The organism is Pseudomonas moraviensis subsp. stanleyae (genome assembly GCF_036283065.1).
Taxonomy (GTDB): domain Bacteria; phylum Pseudomonadota; class Gammaproteobacteria; order Pseudomonadales; family Pseudomonadaceae; genus Aquipseudomonas; species Aquipseudomonas stanleyae.
The window spans coordinates 271,329-287,155 of sequence record NZ_JAADJI010000009.1 but is presented as its reverse complement, the minus strand read 5'-3'; the positions used below and the strand labels follow the sequence as shown (position 1 = coordinate 287,155).

At 60.9% G+C, this 15,827-nt stretch carries 14 protein-coding genes; 7 read left to right on the top strand and 7 right to left on the bottom strand.

Going from position 1 to position 15,827, the window contains the following annotated elements:
* Positions 1-56: 56 nt before the first annotated feature.
* The gene (locus tag GXB78_RS18300) at positions 57-1,376 is read left to right on the top strand and encodes an Nramp family divalent metal transporter (protein ID WP_329516440.1); all 1,320 of its coding nucleotides are present in this window, start codon (positions 57-59) and stop codon (positions 1,374-1,376) included.
* Between the two features lie 110 nt (positions 1,377-1,486).
* On the opposite strand, the gene GXB78_RS18295 is transcribed toward GXB78_RS18300, so the two are convergent.
* A complete protein-coding gene (locus tag GXB78_RS18295) occupies positions 1,487-2,596 on the bottom strand; it encodes a cytochrome P450 (protein WP_329516439.1) in 1,110 nt (369 codons plus the stop codon).
* 79 nt (positions 2,597-2,675) lie between these two features.
* On the opposite strand from GXB78_RS18295, the gene GXB78_RS18290 reads away from it, so the two are divergent.
* The 3 genes from GXB78_RS18290 (at position 2,676) to GXB78_RS18280 (ending at position 5,748) form a co-directional block, all read left to right on the top strand.
* The gene (locus GXB78_RS18290) at positions 2,676-3,428 is read left to right on the top strand and encodes an ArsR/SmtB family transcription factor (protein WP_329516438.1); all 753 of its coding nucleotides are present in this window, start codon (positions 2,676-2,678) and stop codon (positions 3,426-3,428) included.
* A 200-nt stretch (positions 3,429-3,628) separates the two neighbouring features.
* Positions 3,629-4,849 carry a putative DNA modification/repair radical SAM protein gene (locus GXB78_RS18285; RefSeq protein WP_329516437.1) on the top strand — a complete coding sequence of 407 codons (1,221 nt, stop codon included), beginning with the start codon at positions 3,629-3,631 and terminating at the stop codon, positions 4,847-4,849.
* On the top strand, positions 4,846-5,748 hold the full coding sequence (locus tag GXB78_RS18280; protein WP_329516436.1) for a TIGR03915 family putative DNA repair protein: 903 nt from the start codon (positions 4,846-4,848) through the stop codon (positions 5,746-5,748). The genes GXB78_RS18285 and GXB78_RS18280 overlap by 4 nt, the downstream gene beginning before the upstream one ends.
* A 411-nt stretch (positions 5,749-6,159) precedes the next feature.
* Here the strand turns inward: GXB78_RS18280 and GXB78_RS18275 are convergent, their stop codons facing one another.
* The 5 genes from GXB78_RS18275 to GXB78_RS18255 form a co-directional block, all read right to left on the bottom strand.
* A complete protein-coding gene (locus GXB78_RS18275) occupies positions 6,160-7,179 on the bottom strand; it encodes a branched-chain amino acid aminotransferase (protein ID WP_041476992.1) in 1,020 nt (339 codons plus the stop codon).
* Between the two features lie 230 nt (positions 7,180-7,409).
* On the bottom strand, positions 7,410-8,783 hold the full coding sequence (lpdA, locus tag GXB78_RS18270; protein ID WP_329516435.1) for a dihydrolipoyl dehydrogenase: 1,374 nt from the start codon (positions 8,781-8,783) through the stop codon (positions 7,410-7,412).
* 4 nt (positions 8,784-8,787) lie between these two features.
* Positions 8,788-10,059 carry a dihydrolipoamide acetyltransferase family protein gene (locus GXB78_RS18265; protein WP_329516434.1) on the bottom strand — a complete coding sequence of 424 codons (1,272 nt, stop codon included), beginning with the start codon at positions 10,057-10,059 and terminating at the stop codon, positions 8,788-8,790.
* Positions 10,060-11,118, bottom strand: coding sequence for an alpha-ketoacid dehydrogenase subunit beta (locus GXB78_RS18260; RefSeq protein WP_003224000.1), 1,059 nt, complete (start codon positions 11,116-11,118; stop codon positions 10,060-10,062).
* A 1-nt stretch (position 11,119) separates the two neighbouring features.
* On the bottom strand, positions 11,120-12,355 hold the full coding sequence (locus GXB78_RS18255; RefSeq protein ID WP_101162558.1) for a 3-methyl-2-oxobutanoate dehydrogenase (2-methylpropanoyl-transferring) subunit alpha: 1,236 nt from the start codon (positions 12,353-12,355) through the stop codon (positions 11,120-11,122).
* A gap of 185 nt (positions 12,356-12,540) precedes the next feature.
* Between GXB78_RS18255 and bkdR the strand changes: the two genes are divergently transcribed.
* Positions 12,541-13,029, top strand: coding sequence for a Bkd operon transcriptional regulator BkdR (bkdR, locus tag GXB78_RS18250; protein ID WP_039762201.1), 489 nt, complete (start codon positions 12,541-12,543; stop codon positions 13,027-13,029).
* Positions 13,030-13,113: 84 nt separating this feature from the next.
* Here the strand turns inward: bkdR and GXB78_RS18245 are convergent, their stop codons facing one another.
* The gene (locus tag GXB78_RS18245) at positions 13,114-13,977 is read right to left on the bottom strand and encodes an MBL fold metallo-hydrolase (RefSeq protein ID WP_329516432.1); all 864 of its coding nucleotides are present in this window, start codon (positions 13,975-13,977) and stop codon (positions 13,114-13,116) included.
* Positions 13,978-14,069: 92 nt separating this feature from the next.
* Here GXB78_RS18245 and GXB78_RS18240 point away from each other — a divergent pair, with 92 nt between their 5' ends.
* Positions 14,070-14,411 (top strand): ArsR/SmtB family transcription factor, encoded by a 342-nt coding sequence (locus GXB78_RS18240; protein ID WP_008086967.1) that lies wholly within the window; start codon positions 14,070-14,072, stop codon positions 14,409-14,411.
* Positions 14,412-14,576: 165 nt separating this feature from the next.
* Positions 14,577-15,821, top strand: a complete 1,245-nt coding sequence (locus GXB78_RS18235; protein WP_329516431.1) for an NAD(P)/FAD-dependent oxidoreductase — start codon at positions 14,577-14,579, stop codon at positions 15,819-15,821.
* The last annotated feature ends 6 nt before the right edge of the window (positions 15,822-15,827 follow it).

Below are 15,827 nucleotides of genomic sequence, written 5' to 3'. Positions count from 1 at the left end.
GTATCAGGGGAAACGACTAAGCTGCCCGGCTCCTGTGTTTGTTTCTGGATGTGTGCGTGAAATTCAGCTTGCCCAAAATCGCCACTGCGCCGTTTTGCCCGCCGGAAGTGGCCGGCAGTGTCGCGGTCGATCCGACTGCTTCGTTCGTCAAGCGTGTTCTGCGTTTCGCCGGCCCCGGTTTGCTGGTGTCGATCGGCTACATGGACCCGGGCAACTGGGCCACCGCGATCGAGGCCGGTTCGCGTTTTGGCTATAGCCTGTTGTTCGTAGTGTTGCTGGCGAGTCTGGCCGGCATGGTCGTGCAATGTTTGTGTTCGCGGCTGGGCATCGCCACCGGGCGCGATCTGGCACAGCTGTCCCGCGAGCGCTACAGCACGCCGACCGCACGCCTGCAATGGGGGCTGGCGGAAATCTCGATCATCGCCACCGACCTCGCCGAAGTGCTCGGCTGCGCACTCGCGTTTCACTTGCTGCTCGGCTGTTCGCTGACCTTTGGCATCGCCCTCACGGCCTTCGACACGCTGCTGGTGCTGGCCCTGCAAAACCGGGGATTCCGCCGTCTCGAAGCGATCATGCTGGTGCTGGTCGCGACCATCGGCGTGTGTTTCTTCGTTGAACTGTTGTTGATCAAACCGTACTGGCCGGACGTGGCGCAGGGTTTCAAACCCTCGCTGGCGGCCATCGGTGATGCCGCACCGCTGTATCTGGCCATCGGCATCCTCGGCGCCACGGTGATGCCGCATAACCTTTATCTGCACACCTCGATCGTGCAGACACGAATGATCGGCAAGGATCTGGCGAGCAAGCAGGACGCGGTGAAACTGGCGCGCATCGACACCATCGGTTCGTTGGCATTGGCGCTGCTGGTCAACGCGGCGATTCTGATTCTCGCAGCGGCGGCGTTTCACCAGTCCGGACACACCGATGTGGTCGACATTCAGGACGCTTACCACCTGCTTGATCCGCTGGTCGGCGGTGCGCTGGCGAGCGTGTTGTTTGGCGTGGCGTTGCTCGCTTCGGGGCAGAGTTCGACCTTCACCGGGACCATCGCCGGGCAAGTGATCATGGAGGGCTATCTGAACCTGCGAATCCCGTGCTGGCAGCGACGCCTGATCACCCGTGGCCTGGCACTGATTCCAGCTTTCATCGGCGTCTGGCTCATGGGCGATAACGCGATCGGCAAGTTGCTGGTGTTGAGCCAGGTGGTGCTCAGCCTGCAACTGCCGTTTGCCTTGTATCCGTTGATCCGCATGACCAACGACCGGCAATTGATGGGGCCCTTTGTGAATCGCTGGCCAACCCGGGTCTTGGCGTGGGGATTGTTTGTGTTGATCAGCGGGGCGAACAGCTGGTTGATCTTGCAGTGGGCGGTTTGACCGCTGAGTTGCGGTGACTGGCAGGGCCTCTCGCGAGCAGGCTCGCTCCCACAATGTTGAGTTCATCACTGGGCCAATGTCGGAGCGAGCCTGCTCGCGAAGACTGATCATCAGCCGCCGCTAATGTTGAACAGTGGAACCCGGCCATTGAGCGATGGCCTGTAATCCCAGCTCAGTCTATTCAGACCAAGGCCGCTGGTAAGGATTTGATTCAAAGTCGCAGCGGCGATAGCCATCGCCAGCTCTTGCCCCGGGCACTCATGCCGGCCGCCGCCAAAACTGAAACTGCGCCGATTCGGCCGATCCGGCAGAAACCGCTCCGGCTGTTCATTCAGCGCCGGATCGCGATTGGCCGCGGCCAACAGCAGCAGAACAGCATCACCCGCTTCAAGCCGCACGCCATCGATTTCGCATGGGGCTGCGACAAAGCGGCGTGTGTTCTGTACGGGCGGGTCGAAGCGCTGAACTTCCGCCAACAGACGCTCTATCGGTGTTGCGCGTAATTCCGGCTGGCGCTGCAACGTTACCAACGCATTGCCGATCAGGCCGGCGCAGGCTTCGAAAGTCTGCGAGCACAGGCCGATCAGGTTGGCGATCAATGTGTCCTGATCGCCTTCGAAACGTTGGGTGATCCCCTGCAATAGCGCGCTGTGTATGTCGGGATCGGCCAACAGTTCGATGAAATGACCGCACAACTGCGTTGCTGCAGCATGCGCGGCGGCGAGTTGCAGGTCATTGCTCAAAGGTGACAGGCACGCGACGAAATCCGCGGTCAGCTCGCTGATCGTCCGGCTCTGCGCCGGCGTGAAACCGAGCGACGTTGCGACCACAGCGACCGGGCCGCGGAACATTGCGTTGTACAGACCGTCGGCATCCGCTGTGAACAGTCGGGCAGCAACCAGCTCACATACCTCGGTCTGATTGATCAGCCCCAGCGCCGGTTCGATGGCCGAGCGCGGACAGCGCTGGCGCTCGCCGTCATTCATGCGCATCAGTCGGCCGAACACCTCGCCGGCCGGATCTTGTGCAATGGCTGGAGGCACCGGTTCCTGCACCGGGCGCACCCGGCAATCGGCATGCGCCAGCACCGCACACACCGCCCGCGCGCTGCTGGCAACCCACAGTTGCAAATCCTGATGAAAGACCAATCCGCCGCCAGCGCGCAGCTCTGAATAATAAGGATAGGGATCGGCGTGAGTCGCAGCGCGGAGCGGGTCCATGGTTGGCAGCCTTGTCAGCAGAGAAAGTGTTGCTACTATCTCCAGTCCTTGCAGGCGACGATTCGTTCGGGAGCGAACTATGCACGCAGAACATCAAGACATCGGCGTCTCGCAAGTAGCCGCCGCCATCGCCGAACCGGCGCGAACGAAAATGCTCTGCTCGCTGATGGACGGCCACGCCCGCACCAGCACCGAACTGGCCGCCGTCGCCGACGTCAGCGCCTCCACCGCCAGCGCGCACCTGAGCAAACTCAAGGAGCTGGCTTTGGTGCGCCTGCATGTGCAGGGCCGCCATCGCTATTACAGCCTGGCCGATACGCGCGTCGCCCAGGCAATGGAAGCGCTGATGGTGATCGGCCAGAACACCGCGCCGACCTTCAAGGCGCACACCCCGGATCGCCTGCAATTCGCCCGCACGTGCTATGACCACATGGCCGGAACGCTGGCGGTGTTGTTGCATGACCGCTTGACTGCAGGCGGTTGGCTGGTGCAAACCGACGAGCACGCGTATCGCCTGAGCGACAGTGGCGAGGCGTTGTTTCTCGGGCTGGGTATCGATGTGCAGGACTTGACGACCCTGCGCCGCAAGTTTGCCTGCCCGTGCCTGGACTGGAGCATGCGCCGGCCGCATCTCGGTGGCTCGCTGGGTGCGGCATTGCTGCAAACGGCGCTGAAGCGCAAATGGGTGACGCAGGATCTGGACAGTCGGGCGTTGACGCTGACGACACTGGGACGCAAGGAGCTCGGTGCGCGGTTCGGCGTTGAATTGCCCGTGGAACAGCAGATCAAAAGATCGCAGCCTTTGCGTTCTGAGGGGTTTCATACTTCCTGACTGTCACCACCATCCCAATGTGGGAGCGAGCCTGCTCGCGAAGGCGCCGTGTCAGTCACTATGATTTTCCATGTGCCGAATCCTCCGCGAGCAGGCTCGCTCCCACAGGATTCACTGGCAGCCGACGAGGGGTCATCCATCGGCTTGTTTCATGGCGGTCGAGCCTATACTGTATATGCACACAGTAAAGAGTCCGTGCCATGCAAATCATCGACAAGCTCAGCATCCTCGCCGACGCCGCCAAGTACGACGCCTCCTGCGCCAGCAGCGGTGCGCCCAAGCGCAGCTCCGAGGGCAAGAGCGGGCTCGGTTCGACGGACGGCATGGGCATCTGTCACAGCTATACGCCGGACGGGCGCTGCGTGTCGTTGCTGAAAATCCTGCTGACCAACTTCTGCCTTTACGATTGCCAATACTGCGTCAATCGCCGTTCCAGCGACGTGCCGCGTGCGCGCTTCACTCCCGAAGAAGTCGTCACGCTGACCATGGATTTCTACCGGCGCAACTGTGTCAGCGGCCTGTTTCTCAGCTCCGGAATCATCCGCTCGGCGGACTACACCATGGAGCAACTGGTGCGGGTGGCGAAGTTACTCCGTGAAGAACATGAATTTCGCGGCTATATCCATCTCAAGACCATTCCGGAAGCCGATCCTGCCTTGATCGAAGAGGCGGGGCGTTACGCTGATCGTCTCAGCGTCAACATCGAATTGCCCACCGACGCCAGCCTGCAGACGCTCGCGCCGGAAAAGGACATTACCTCGATCAAGCAAGCGATGAACACCATCTACACCGGCGTGCAGACCGTGTTGAACGAGCCGCGCTCGGCGAAGTTCGCCCCGGCCGGACAAAGCACTCAGCTGATCGTCGGTGCCGATGACACCGACGACAGCACTATCCTGCACAGCGCCCAATCGCTGTATGGCAACTTCAGTCTGCGGCGGGTCTATTACTCGGCGTTCAGCCCGATCCCCGACAGCCCGAAAAGCGTGCCCCTCGCGGCGCCGCCGCTGATGCGCGAGCACCGTTTGTATCAGGCCGATTTCCTTCTGCGCAGCTACGGCTACCGCGCAGACGAGTTGCTCAAGGGCCCGGGCAATCTGGCGCTTGATATCGATCCTAAATTGGCCTGGGCGCTGGACAATCGCGAGGTGTTCCCGCTGGACCTCAACCGTGCCGATGCGTCTCTGATCGCACGTATTCCCGGCATTGGCTTGCGCACCACCGAACGCCTGGTCGAGCTGCGTCGTCAGCGGCGGATCCGTTACGAAGACGTGGCGCGGATGCGCTGTGTGCTGACCAAGGCCAAGCCGTTCATCATCACCAGCGACTATCACCCGCAACAGGCGGAAGTCACCAGCCACATGCTCTATCAGCAATTGCGCGACCGGCCGATGCCGCAGCAGATGGGGTTGTGGGGATGATCAGTCTCGATTGCGATGATCTGTTCGATACCTGGCGCCAACAGGCGCGCTGGTTGCTCAGCCATGAAGTCGATCCGAGCCTGGTGAGCTGGGCGGCTGAAGGAGTGGGGGATCTGTTTGCCAGTGATGACCCTGTGCCCGAAGGCCAGGGGCCGTTTCAGGCGCGTATCCCGCGCGCGCTGCTCGACACCCTCGAACAGGCGGCGCGCTATCGCGGCGAGCAACGCTGGAGCCTGTTGTATGAAGTGCTGTGGCGCGTCAGCCATGGCGACCGCACGGCGATGATGGCCGGCGACAAGCTTGGCAGTGAGTTGCAGCGACGCATCAAGCAGGTCAGCCGCGAGGCCCATCATCTGCATGCCTTTGTGCGTTTCATCGAGCGCCCAAAGGATCTGCCCGGCCCGCAATATGTGGCGTGGCACGAACCGGCGCATGACATTCTGCACAGCGCCAGCGAGCACTTCATCGGACGCATGGGCCAGCATCGCTGGTTGATCGCCACGCCGCGCGACGGCGTGTACTACGACGGCGAGCAATTGATTCACGAGCGCCAGTGCCCGATCGAGTGGCAGCAACTGGCGCAGAACGTCGACGACCCCCATGGCGATCTGTGGTTGACCTACTACAGCCACATCTTCAATCCGGCGCGGTTGAACCCGAAGGTCATGCAGGGGCATCTGCCGGTGCGGTTCTGGAAGAATCTACCGGAGGGTGAGTTGATCCCGGGATTGATCACCCAGGCGCGGATGGGCAAGCAGCAGAATGGGCAGGCGAGCGGGATTGCCGATCGGACGGGTAAACGCATTACCTCTAAAAATCAAAAGCAAACCCTCACCCCAGCCCTCTCCCAGAGGGAGAGGGAGCCGGCCGAGGTGTTCTCGCGAACTGCATCGACCTGAATGACCGAGTTGAATTCAAGATCAGAAAAACACAATGATCGGCTCCCTTTCCATTTCGCTGGGCTTGAAAGAGGGAGCCGACCGAGGTGTTCTCGCGAACTGCATCGACCTGAATGACCGAGTTGAACTCAAGATCAGAAAAACACAATGATCTGCACCCTTTCCATTTCGCTGGGCTTGAAAGAGGGAGCCGACCGAGTTGTTCTCGCGAACGCCATCGGCCTGAATGACCCGGTTGAACTCAAGTTTTGAAAAGCGTACAAGTCGGCTCCCTTTCCTCCTCGCCCCCTTGGGGGAGAGGGGCTGGGGTGAGGGGGTGACGTTCTTCAGCGCGACACAAAAGCCCAGCCCAACAAAAAGCCCCCCACCAATCACTCGGTGGAGGGCTTTTGAGCATCCGCAGTCGTCAGATCAAACCTTGACGATCCAGCCCGCGGGCGCTTCGATGTCGCCGGTCTGCACGCCAGTCAGCTCTTTGTAGAGCTTCTGGGTCACCGGGCCCACCTCGGTTTCGCTGTGGAACACATGCAGGTGGTCGTTGTAGCTGATGCCGCCAATCGGCGTGATAACCGCTGCGGTACCGCAGGCGCCGGCTTCCTTGAAGTCCGCCAGTTTGTCGATCAGCACATCGCCTTCGACCACTTCCAGGCCCAGACGCGATTTCGCCAGTTCGATCAGCGACAGGCGGGTGATGCCTGGCAGGACCGACGGCGAGTTCGGGGTGACGAACTTGTTGTCGTGGGTGATCCCGAAGAAGTTGGCCGAACCGACTTCTTCGATCTTGGTGTGGGTCATCGGATCGAGGTAAATCGCGTCGGCGAAGTTGGCTTTCTTGGCTTTCGAGCCCGGCATCAGGCTGGCGGCGTAGTTGCCACCGACCTTGGCCGCACCGGTGCCTTGTGGGGCCGCGCGGTCGTAGCTGGAGATCTGGAAGTTGTGCGGGGTCAGGCCACCCTTGAAGTAGGCGCCGACCGGAATGCAGAAAATCGAGAAAATGAACTCGGGCGCGGTGCGAACGCCGATGTTGTCACCGACGCCGATCACGAACGGGCGCAGGTACAGCGCGCCGCCGGTGCCGTACGGCGGGATGAAACGCTCGTTGGCGCGGACTACGGCTTTGCAGGCTTCGATGAACTGTTCGGTGTCGACCGTCGGCATCAGCAGACGCGCGCAGCTGCGTTGCATGCGCAGGGCGTTCTGGTCCGGGCGGAACAGGTTGATCGAGCCGTCCTTGCAGCGATAGGCCTTCATACCTTCGAAGCACTGCTGGCCATAGTGAAGGGCCGTCGAGCCTTCGCTGATGTGCAGGACGTTATCTTCGGTCAGGGTGCCTTTGTCCCACTCGCCATCGCGAAAGTACGACAGATAGCGCTTGTCGGTCTTGATGTAGTCAAAACCCAGCTTGTCCCAATTGATGCTTTCGTTACCCATGACACCCTCTATCACTGAACAACCGCCGAAACGGTTCAAGGCTTCTGACGTTTTTTTGGATGGGCACAACAATACTTCATTCTTGAGCGGTTTCGCAGCCCGGACTATCGGATGAGCGACAGATAAACCGTGTTGGCCTCAGGAATTCGCGAGCAGGTCGAATCGTCGCACCGTCGCTCCCACAGGGGAATGCATTTCAAATGTGGGAGCGAGCCTGCTCGCGAAGGGGCCTACAGATGCAACGCATGCCCCAACGCACGCAACGCCGCTTCCTGCACCGCCTCACCCAAAGTCGGGTGCGCGTGAATGGTGCCGCCGATGTCTTCCAGCCGCGCGCCCATTTCCAGGCTTTGCGCAAATGCCGTCGACAATTCCGACACGCCAACGCCCACCGCTTGCCAGCCGACAATCACATGGTTGTCGCGACGCGCGACCACACGCACGAAGCCGCTTTTCGATTCCAGGGTCATCGCCCGACCATTGGCGGCGAACGGGAAGCTGGAAACGATGCAGTCCAGCCCGGCCACCGTGGCCTCGTCCGGGGTCTTGCCGACTACCACCAGTTCCGGGTCGGTAAAGCACACGGCGGCGATCGCGGTCGGGTTGAATTCTCGGCTCTTGCCACTGATCAGCTCGGCAACCATCTCGCCCTGGGCCATGGCGCGGTGGGCGAGCATCGGTTCGCCGCTGAGGTCGCCAATGGCGTAGACGTTGCGCATGCTGGTCTGGCAGCGGCTGTCGATTTTGATCGCCGAACCGTTCATGTCCAGATTCAGCGCTTCGAGATTGAAGCCTTGAGTGTTGGGTTTGCGCCCGACGGCGACCAGCACCTGATCGGTTTCCAGGTTCAAGGTTTCACCCTCGGGATCGCGCACCTGCAATGTGCCATCGAAGCCCAGCACGCTGTGCTTGAGGTACAGCTTCACGCCAAGCTGCTTCAAGGCGTCATGCACCGGTTGCGTCAGCTCAGCATCGTAAGCGGGCAAGATGCGGTCCTGCGCTTCGACCACACTGACCTCGGCGCCGAGCTTGCGATAAGCGATGCCCAGTTCCAGACCGATGTAACCGCCGCCGACCACGATCAGGCGTTTCGGTACAGACGTCGGCGCCAGCGCTTCGGTGGAGGAGATGATCGGCCCGCCAATCGGCAGGATCGGCAGGTTGACGCTGGTCGAACCGGTGGCCAGCACCAGATGCTCACACTGAATGCGCGTATCGCCGACTTCCACGGTCTTGCCGTCGATGATCTTCGCCCAGCCATTGATGACCTGAACCTTGTTCTTCTTCAGCAGCGCAGCGACGCCGGTGGTCAGGCGATCAACGATGCCGTCCTTCCATTCGACGCTTTTGCCGATGTCGAGGGTCGGCGCGGAAACATTGATGCCCAACGCCGAATGCTGGCTGTGATGCTGCGTCTGGTGAAACTGCTCAGCTACATGAATCAGCGCTTTCGACGGAATGCAGCCGATATTCAGGCAAGTGCCACCCAACGATTGGCCTTCGACCAAAATAGTCGGGATGCCCAATTGCCCGGCACGAATCGCTGTTACATAACCGCCAGGGCCGCCGCCGATGATCAGCAGCGTGGTGTTCAAAGCTTGCATTCCATTACTCCACAAACAGAGTGGCAGGTTGTTCGAGCAAGCCACGGATGGCCCGGATGAAGAGTGCCGCGTCCATGCCATCGACCACGCGGTGATCGAACGAGCTGGAGAGGTTCATCATCTTGCGGATCACTACTTGGCCTTTGACCACCATGGGCCGTTCGACGATTTTGTTCACGCCGACGATGGCCACTTCCGGCAGGTTCAGCACCGGCGTGCTGACAATGCCGCCCAATGCGCCGAGGCTGGTGAGAGTGATGGTCGAACCGGATAGCTCATCGCGGCTGGCCTTGCCATTGCGCGCGGCGTTGGCCAGGCGCGAGATTTCGGCGGCACTGTCCCACAGGCTGCGGGCTTCGGCGTGACGCACGACCGGCACCATCAGGCCGACATCGCTTTGCGTGGCGACACCGACATGCACCGCGCCGAGGCGAGTGATGACCTGGGCTTCGTCGTCATAACGGGCGTTCATCTGCGGGAAGTCGCGCAAGGCGACGACCAGCGCGCGAACAAGGAACGGCAGCAAGGTCAACTTGCCACGGCTGGCGCCGTGCTTTTCATTCAGATGCGCGCGCAATTCTTCGATCGCGGTGACGTCGATTTCCTCGACGTAGCTGAAGTGCGCAGCACGTTGCGTGGCGTCCTGCATGCGCTGGGCGATCTTGCGCCGCATGCCGATAACCTGGATCTGTTCTTCGTCGTTGCGTTGAGCGTAAGCGGCAGCTGCTGGCGCAGACGCGTTCGACTGACCTTGCGCCAGATAAGCCTCAAGGTCTTCGTGCAGCACACGACCGGCCGGGCCGGAACCGCGCACCAGACGCAATTGAATACCCAGATCCAGTGCGTGTTTGCGCACGGCCGGCGAGGCGAGGGGGCGTTCGTCTGCCTCGCGGGCAACTATCGGGCCCTGGCAAACCGCAGCCGGACGCGGGGCGGCTGGAGCAGGTTTGCTCTCAACAACGGCCTCAACTTTCGGCGCAACAGGTGTTTCTTTGACGGCAGCAGGCGCGGCCGATTCCTTCAGATTGCCAGCACCCTCAACCTCGATGCTGATCAGCACACTGCCGACCGCCATCACTTCGCCCGGCTGACCACCGAGCGCAATCACTTTCCCGTGCACCGGCGAAGGAATATCGACCATCGCCTTGTCGGTCATCACGTCCGCCAGCACCTGATCTTCAACCACCAGGTCGCCAACCTTGACGTGCCACTGCGACAGTTCTACTTCTGCGATGCCTTCGCCGATGTCCGGCATCTTGATAACGTGCGTGCCCATTCAGACCTCCATGACCCGTTTCAACGCCGCGCCCACTCGGGACGGCCCTGGGAAATACGCCCACTCTTGCGCGTGCGGGTAAGGGGTGTCCCAACCGGTGACGCGCTCGATCGGCGCTTCCAGGTGATGGAAGCAATGCTCTTGCACCAGCGACACCAGCTCGGCGCCGAAACCGCAGGTGCGCGTGGCTTCGTGAACCACCACGCAGCGACCGGTTTTCTTCACCGACTTGACGATGGTTTCCAGATCCAGCGGCCACAGGCTGCGCAGGTCGATGACTTCGGCATCGACGCCGGATTCTTCGGCCGCGACTTGCGAGACATAAACGGTGGTGCCGTAGGTCAGCACCGTCACGTCCTTGCCCGGACGAGTGATCGCGGCAACGTCCAGCGGCACGGTGTAGTAACCGTCAGGCACCTGGGCTTGCGGGTGCTTCGACCACGGCGTTACCGGGCGGTCGTGATGGCCGTCGAACGGGCCGTTGTACAGGCGTTTCGGCTCAAGGAAGATCACCGGGTCATCGTTTTCGATGGAGGCGATCAGCAGGCCTTTGGCGTCGTAGGGGTTGGATGGCATGACCGTGCGCAGACCGCAGACCTGAGTGAACATCGCCTCGATGCTCTGGCTGTGGGTCTGGCCGCCATAGATGCCGCCGCCGCAGGGCATGCGCAGGGTCATTGGTGCGGTGAACTCGCCAGCGGAGCGATAACGCAGACGCGCCGCTTCGGAAATGATCTGGTCGGAGGCAGGGTAGACGTAGTCGGCGAACTGGATTTCGGCGACCGGGCGCAAACCGTAAGCGCCCATGCCGACAGCCACGCCGACGATGCCGCTTTCCGATATCGGTGCGTCGAACACCCGCGAGGTGCCGTACTTGGTCTGCAGGCCTTCGGTGCAGCGGAACACGCCGCCGAAGTAACCGACGTCCTGCCCGAAGACGACGACGTTGTCATCGCGCTCTAGCATCACATCCATGGCCGAGCGCAGGGCCTGGATCATGGTCATGGTGGTCGTGGTCATGGCGGTTTCCAACTGAATATTGTTGTTGTGATCGTTCATGTCAGATCCCCAACTGCTGACGCTGGCGCTTCAAGTGCTCCGGCATCTCTTTGTAGACGTCTTCGAACATGGTCGCGGCGCTCGGGATCTGGCCGCCGGCGAGGGTGCCGTACTGTTCGGCCTGTTTCTGCGCGGCAATCACTTCGGCTTCGAGTTCGGCGCTGACGGCGGCGTGTTCTTCCTCCGACCAGTGGCCGGCCTTGATCAGGTGCTGTTTCAGGCGCGCGATCGGATCGCCGAGGGGGAAGTGGCTCCAGTCATCGGCAGGGCGGTATTTCGATGGATCGTCGGAGGTCGAGTGCGGGCCGGCGCGGTAGGTGACCCATTCGATCATGGTCGGGCCGAGGTTGCGCCGGGCGCGTTCGGCAGCCCAGGCGGAAGCGGCGTAGACCGCGTAGAAATCATTGCCATCGACCCGCAGCGAGGCGATGCCGCAACCGACGCCGCGCCCGGCGAAGGTGGTGGCTTCACCGCCAGCGATGGCCTGGAAAGTGGAAATCGCCCACTGGTTGTTGACCACGTTGAGGATCACCGGCGCGCGATAGACGTGGGCGAAGGTGAGGGCGGTGTGGAAGTCCGATTCGGCGGTGGCGCCGTCACCGATCCACGCCGAGGCGATTTTCGTATCGCCCTTGATCGCCGAGGCCATGCCCCAGCCGACGCCCTGAATGAACTGGGTGGCGAGGTTGCCGGAAATGGTGAAGAAACCGGCGTCCTTGACCGAGTACATGATCGGCAACTGGCGGCCCTTGAGCGGATCGCGCTCGTTGGACAGCAACTGACAGATCAGGTCGACCAGCGGCACATCGCGGGCCATGAGAATGCTTTGCTGGCGGTAGGTCGGGAAGCACATGTCATCGATGTTCAGCGCCAACGCCTGAGCACTGCCGATGGCTTCTTCGCCAAGGCTCTGCATGTAGAACGACATCTTTTTCTGCCGCTGGGCGACGACCATGCGGTTGTCGTAGATGCGCGTCTTGAGCATCGCACGCATGCCTTTGCGCAGGATCTCGACCGGCACGTTTTCAGCCCAAGGGCCGAGGGCGTTGCCCTGATCGTCGAGCACGCGAATCAGGCCACGGGCCAGGTCGGCGGTGTCAGCCGGTTCTACATCGATTGGGGGTTTACGCACCGTACCGGCATCGGTCAGATGCAGGTAGGAAAAATCGGTTTTGCAGCCGGGACGGCCCGAGGGTTCAGGGACGTGCAGGCGCAGCGGTTCATACGCTTGGGTCATGGCTTCTACGCTCGATCTTGTGAATTTCTTGTAGTGAGCTGGCAGTCATTCCTGGGTAGAGGAAATCTTGTCCTACAACAATCATAGGCGTGGCCAAGAAGAATATTTCTCTGTGTTTCGTTGCGCTGGCGACCATTTGCAGATAGAAATTCTGCATAAACATAAAAAACAGGTGGTTTTGTCTCATGCGCAAACTGGACCGTACCGACATCGGCATTCTCAACAGCCTTCAGGAGAACGCGCGCATCACCAATGCCGACCTCGCTCGCTCGGTGAATCTGTCACCGACGCCATGCTTCAACCGGGTCAAGGCGATGGAGGAATTGGGCCTGATTCGCGAACAGGTCACGCTGCTGGATGCCGACCTGCTGGGGCTGCACGTGAACGTGTTCATTCACGTCAGCCTGGAAAAGCAGGTGGAAGAAGCGCTGCAGCATTTCGAGGAAGCGATCTCCGATCGGCCCGAGGTGATGGAGTGCTATCTGATGGCCGGCGACCCGGACTATCTGATCCGCGTGCTGGTGCCGAGCATTCAGTCGCTGGAACGCTTCATGATGGATTTTCTGACCAAGGTTCCCGGCGTGGCGAATATTCGTTCGAGCTTTGCGCTGAAGCAGGTGCGCTACAAGACCGCATTGCCGTTGCCTGCGAACGGTTTGACGTTGGGGACGTGAAGATCAAAAGATCGCAGCCTTCGGCAGCTCCAGGGGGAACGCATTCCAATTGTAAGAGCTGCCGAAGGCTGCGATCTTTTGACGTTAAAGCTTGTTGAGCGGGATCTTCAGGTAAACCACGCCGTTGTCTTCCGCTTCCGGAAGATCCCCCGCCCGCACATTCACCTGAATCGCCGGCAGCAATAACGTCGGCATGCCCAGCCCGGCATCGCGCTGGGTGCGCATCTCGACGAACGCCGCCTCATCGATCCCGTCATGCACATGAATATTGCTTTTGCGCTGTTCGCCAACAGTGGTCTGGCACTGCGGGGCGCGCCCTTCGGGCGGGTAATCGTGGCAGACGTAAAGCTTCACACTCGCCGGAAACGCCAACAGCTTCTGGATCGACTTGAACAGCTGCTGCGCATTGCCGCCGGGGAAATCACAGCGCGCGGTGCCAACGTCTGGCATGAACAACGTGTCGCCGACGAGAATCTGTTCGCCGTCGATCAGGTAGGCCATGTCCGCTGGCGTATGGCCGGGGACGTGCAGGGCGGTGGCCTTTAGGTTGCCGATCATGAATGACTCGTTCGGCGCAAACAGCTGATCGAACTGCGAGCCATCGACGCAAAATTCCGGCTCCAGATTGAACAGGGACTTGAACACGTTCTGCACTTTGCTGATCGACTCGCCGATGGCGATCTTGCCGCCCAGTTCACGGCGCAGATATGGCGCGGCGGAGAGGTGATCGGCGTGGGCGTGGGTTTCCAGCAACCATTGCACTTGCAGCCGATGCGCACGGACGAAGGCGATGATCTTGTCCGCCTGTGCCGTGCCGGTGCGCCCGGCGGCGCCGTCGTAATCGAGCACCGGGTCGACGATCGCGCACTGGCCGCCGTCGGCTTCATAGACCACGTAGCTGTAGGTCGAGGAGGCGGGGTCGAGGAACGCTTCAATCAGGGCGGGCATGGCTAAAACCTGTGCTGGGGAATTTCGGGTTGCAACACTTTATGTAAAAACATAATGTTCGCAGCTTAAGTGACCTTCAAGGCCTCGTGCAAATGCAATCCAGTCTGACCGAATGTGAAGTCGCCCAACTGCGCGCCTCGGCGTCCAAGGCCTGCGCCTTGCTCAAAGCCTTGGCCAATGAGGATCGCCTGTTGATTCTCTGTCAACTGACCCAGGGCGAACGCAACGTTGGCGAACTGGAAACCATGACCGGTGTGCGCCAACCGACGCTGTCCCAGCAACTGGGCATCCTGCGTGACGAAGGGCTGGTCGCGACCCGCCGCGAAGGCAAATACATTTTCTATGGCCTGGCCAGTCACGAGGTGATTCAGGTGATGAAAACCCTCTCGGGGCTTTATTGCGGAGCGGTGCTCAAGAGCTGGGAACAGCCATAAATGCCAGCCTTCACAAACATCTCCTGTGGGAGCGAGCCTGCTCGCGAAGGCGGCGTGTCAGCCGACGAATAGTTGACTGAGCCACCGCTTTCGCGAGCAGGCTCGCTCCCACATTAGTTGTTGTGGTGAACCAAAAATCCTTGCGTGCAGCAAAAGGAACAAGCAATGAACGATCAACACTGGGGCCCATCCATCAGTGCGGACATCGTGGTCATCGGCGGCGGGACGGCCGGCATCGGTTTTGTCGCCAGTCTGCTCAAGCGTGACCCGCACCTCAAAATTACTGTTATCGAGCCGAGCTCACAGCACTACTATCAACCGGCGTGGACGCTGGTCGGCGGTGGCGCATTTGATGTGAAAGACACCGTCAGGTCGATGAGCAAAGTCATGCCGCGGCAGGCGACGTGGATTCAGGCCAGCGTCAGCGCCATCGACCCGCAAAACCGCCAACTCACCCTCGACGACCAACGCACTGTCAGCTATCAGAACCTGATCGTCTGCCCCGGCCTGCGCCTGGCCTGGGAGAAAGTCGAAGGCTTGCACGAAAGCCTCGGCCAGCATGGCGTCACCTCCAACTACAGCTACCAACACGCCCAGTACACCTGGGATCAAGTGCAGAAACTCCGCGATGGCCGGGCGCTGTTCACCCAGCCGGCGATGCCGATCAAATGTGCTGGCGCGCCGCAAAAAGCCCTGTATCTGTCTTGCGACCATTGGCGCAAATCCGGGGTGCTGCACAACATCAATGTCGAGTTCAATTTGGCCGGCGCCGCGCTGTTTGGCGTGCCGACCTTTGTGCCGCCGCTGATGAAGTACATCGAACAGTACAACGCGCAACTGGCCTTCAACTCGAATCTGGTCAAGGTCGACGGCCCTGCGAAAACCGCGTGGTTCGAGGTCAAGGATGCCGACGGCAACGTCAGCCGCGTAGCGAAAACCTTCGATCTGCTTCACGTCGTGCCGCCACAAGTCTCGCCGGATTTCATCGCACAGAGTCCGCTCGCCGATGCCGCTGGCTGGTGCGAAGTCGATCCGCACAGCCTGCAGCATCCGCGTTATCCCGAAGTGTTTGCACTCGGCGATATCTGCGGCACCAGCAACGCGAAAACTGCCGCGGCGGTGCGCAAGCAGATTGTCGTCGTTGCGCAGAACCTCCTGGCCGCGCGCAAACAACAGCCGCTGCCGCTCAAGTACGACGGCTACGGCTCGTGCCCGCTGACGGTGGAGAAGGGCAAGGTGATCCTTGCCGAGTTCGGCTATGGCGGCAAACTGCTGCCGACCTTCCCGCTGGACCCGACCGTGCCGCGGCGTTCGGCATGGTGGCTGAAGGCGACGCTGCTGCCGTGGTTCTACTGGCACGGCATGCTCAAGGGCCGCGAGTGGCTGACGCGTCTGTCCAGGGTCGACTGAGAAATC

Excerpts from the sequence above, each read along its gene's own strand:
- GXB78_RS18295 (WP_329516439.1), bottom strand. The coding sequence starts at position 2,596 with ATGGACCCGCTCCGCGCTGCGACTCACGCCGATCCCTATCCTTATTAT.
- GXB78_RS18290 (WP_329516438.1), top strand. The coding sequence starts at position 2,676 with ATGCACGCAGAACATCAAGACATCGGCGTCTCGCAAGTAGCCGCCGCC.
- GXB78_RS18285 (WP_329516437.1), top strand. The coding sequence starts at position 3,629 with ATGCAAATCATCGACAAGCTCAGCATCCTCGCCGACGCCGCCAAGTAC.
- GXB78_RS18280 (WP_329516436.1), top strand. The coding sequence starts at position 4,846 with ATGATCAGTCTCGATTGCGATGATCTGTTCGATACCTGGCGCCAACAG.
- GXB78_RS18275 (WP_041476992.1), bottom strand. The coding sequence starts at position 7,179 with ATGGGTAACGAAAGCATCAATTGGGACAAGCTGGGTTTTGACTACATC.
- lpdA (WP_329516435.1), bottom strand. The coding sequence starts at position 8,783 with ATGCAAGCTTTGAACACCACGCTGCTGATCATCGGCGGCGGCCCTGGC.
- GXB78_RS18265 (WP_329516434.1), bottom strand. The coding sequence starts at position 10,059 with ATGGGCACGCACGTTATCAAGATGCCGGACATCGGCGAAGGCATCGCA.
- GXB78_RS18260 (WP_003224000.1), bottom strand. The coding sequence starts at position 11,118 with ATGAACGATCACAACAACAATATTCAGTTGGAAACCGCCATGACCACG.
- GXB78_RS18255 (WP_101162558.1), bottom strand. The coding sequence starts at position 12,355 with ATGACCCAAGCGTATGAACCGCTGCGCCTGCACGTCCCTGAACCCTCG.
- bkdR (WP_039762201.1), top strand. The coding sequence starts at position 12,541 with ATGCGCAAACTGGACCGTACCGACATCGGCATTCTCAACAGCCTTCAG.
- GXB78_RS18245 (WP_329516432.1), bottom strand. The coding sequence starts at position 13,977 with ATGCCCGCCCTGATTGAAGCGTTCCTCGACCCCGCCTCCTCGACCTAC.
- GXB78_RS18240 (WP_008086967.1), top strand. The coding sequence starts at position 14,070 with ATGCAATCCAGTCTGACCGAATGTGAAGTCGCCCAACTGCGCGCCTCG.
- GXB78_RS18235 (WP_329516431.1), top strand. The coding sequence starts at position 14,577 with ATGAACGATCAACACTGGGGCCCATCCATCAGTGCGGACATCGTGGTC.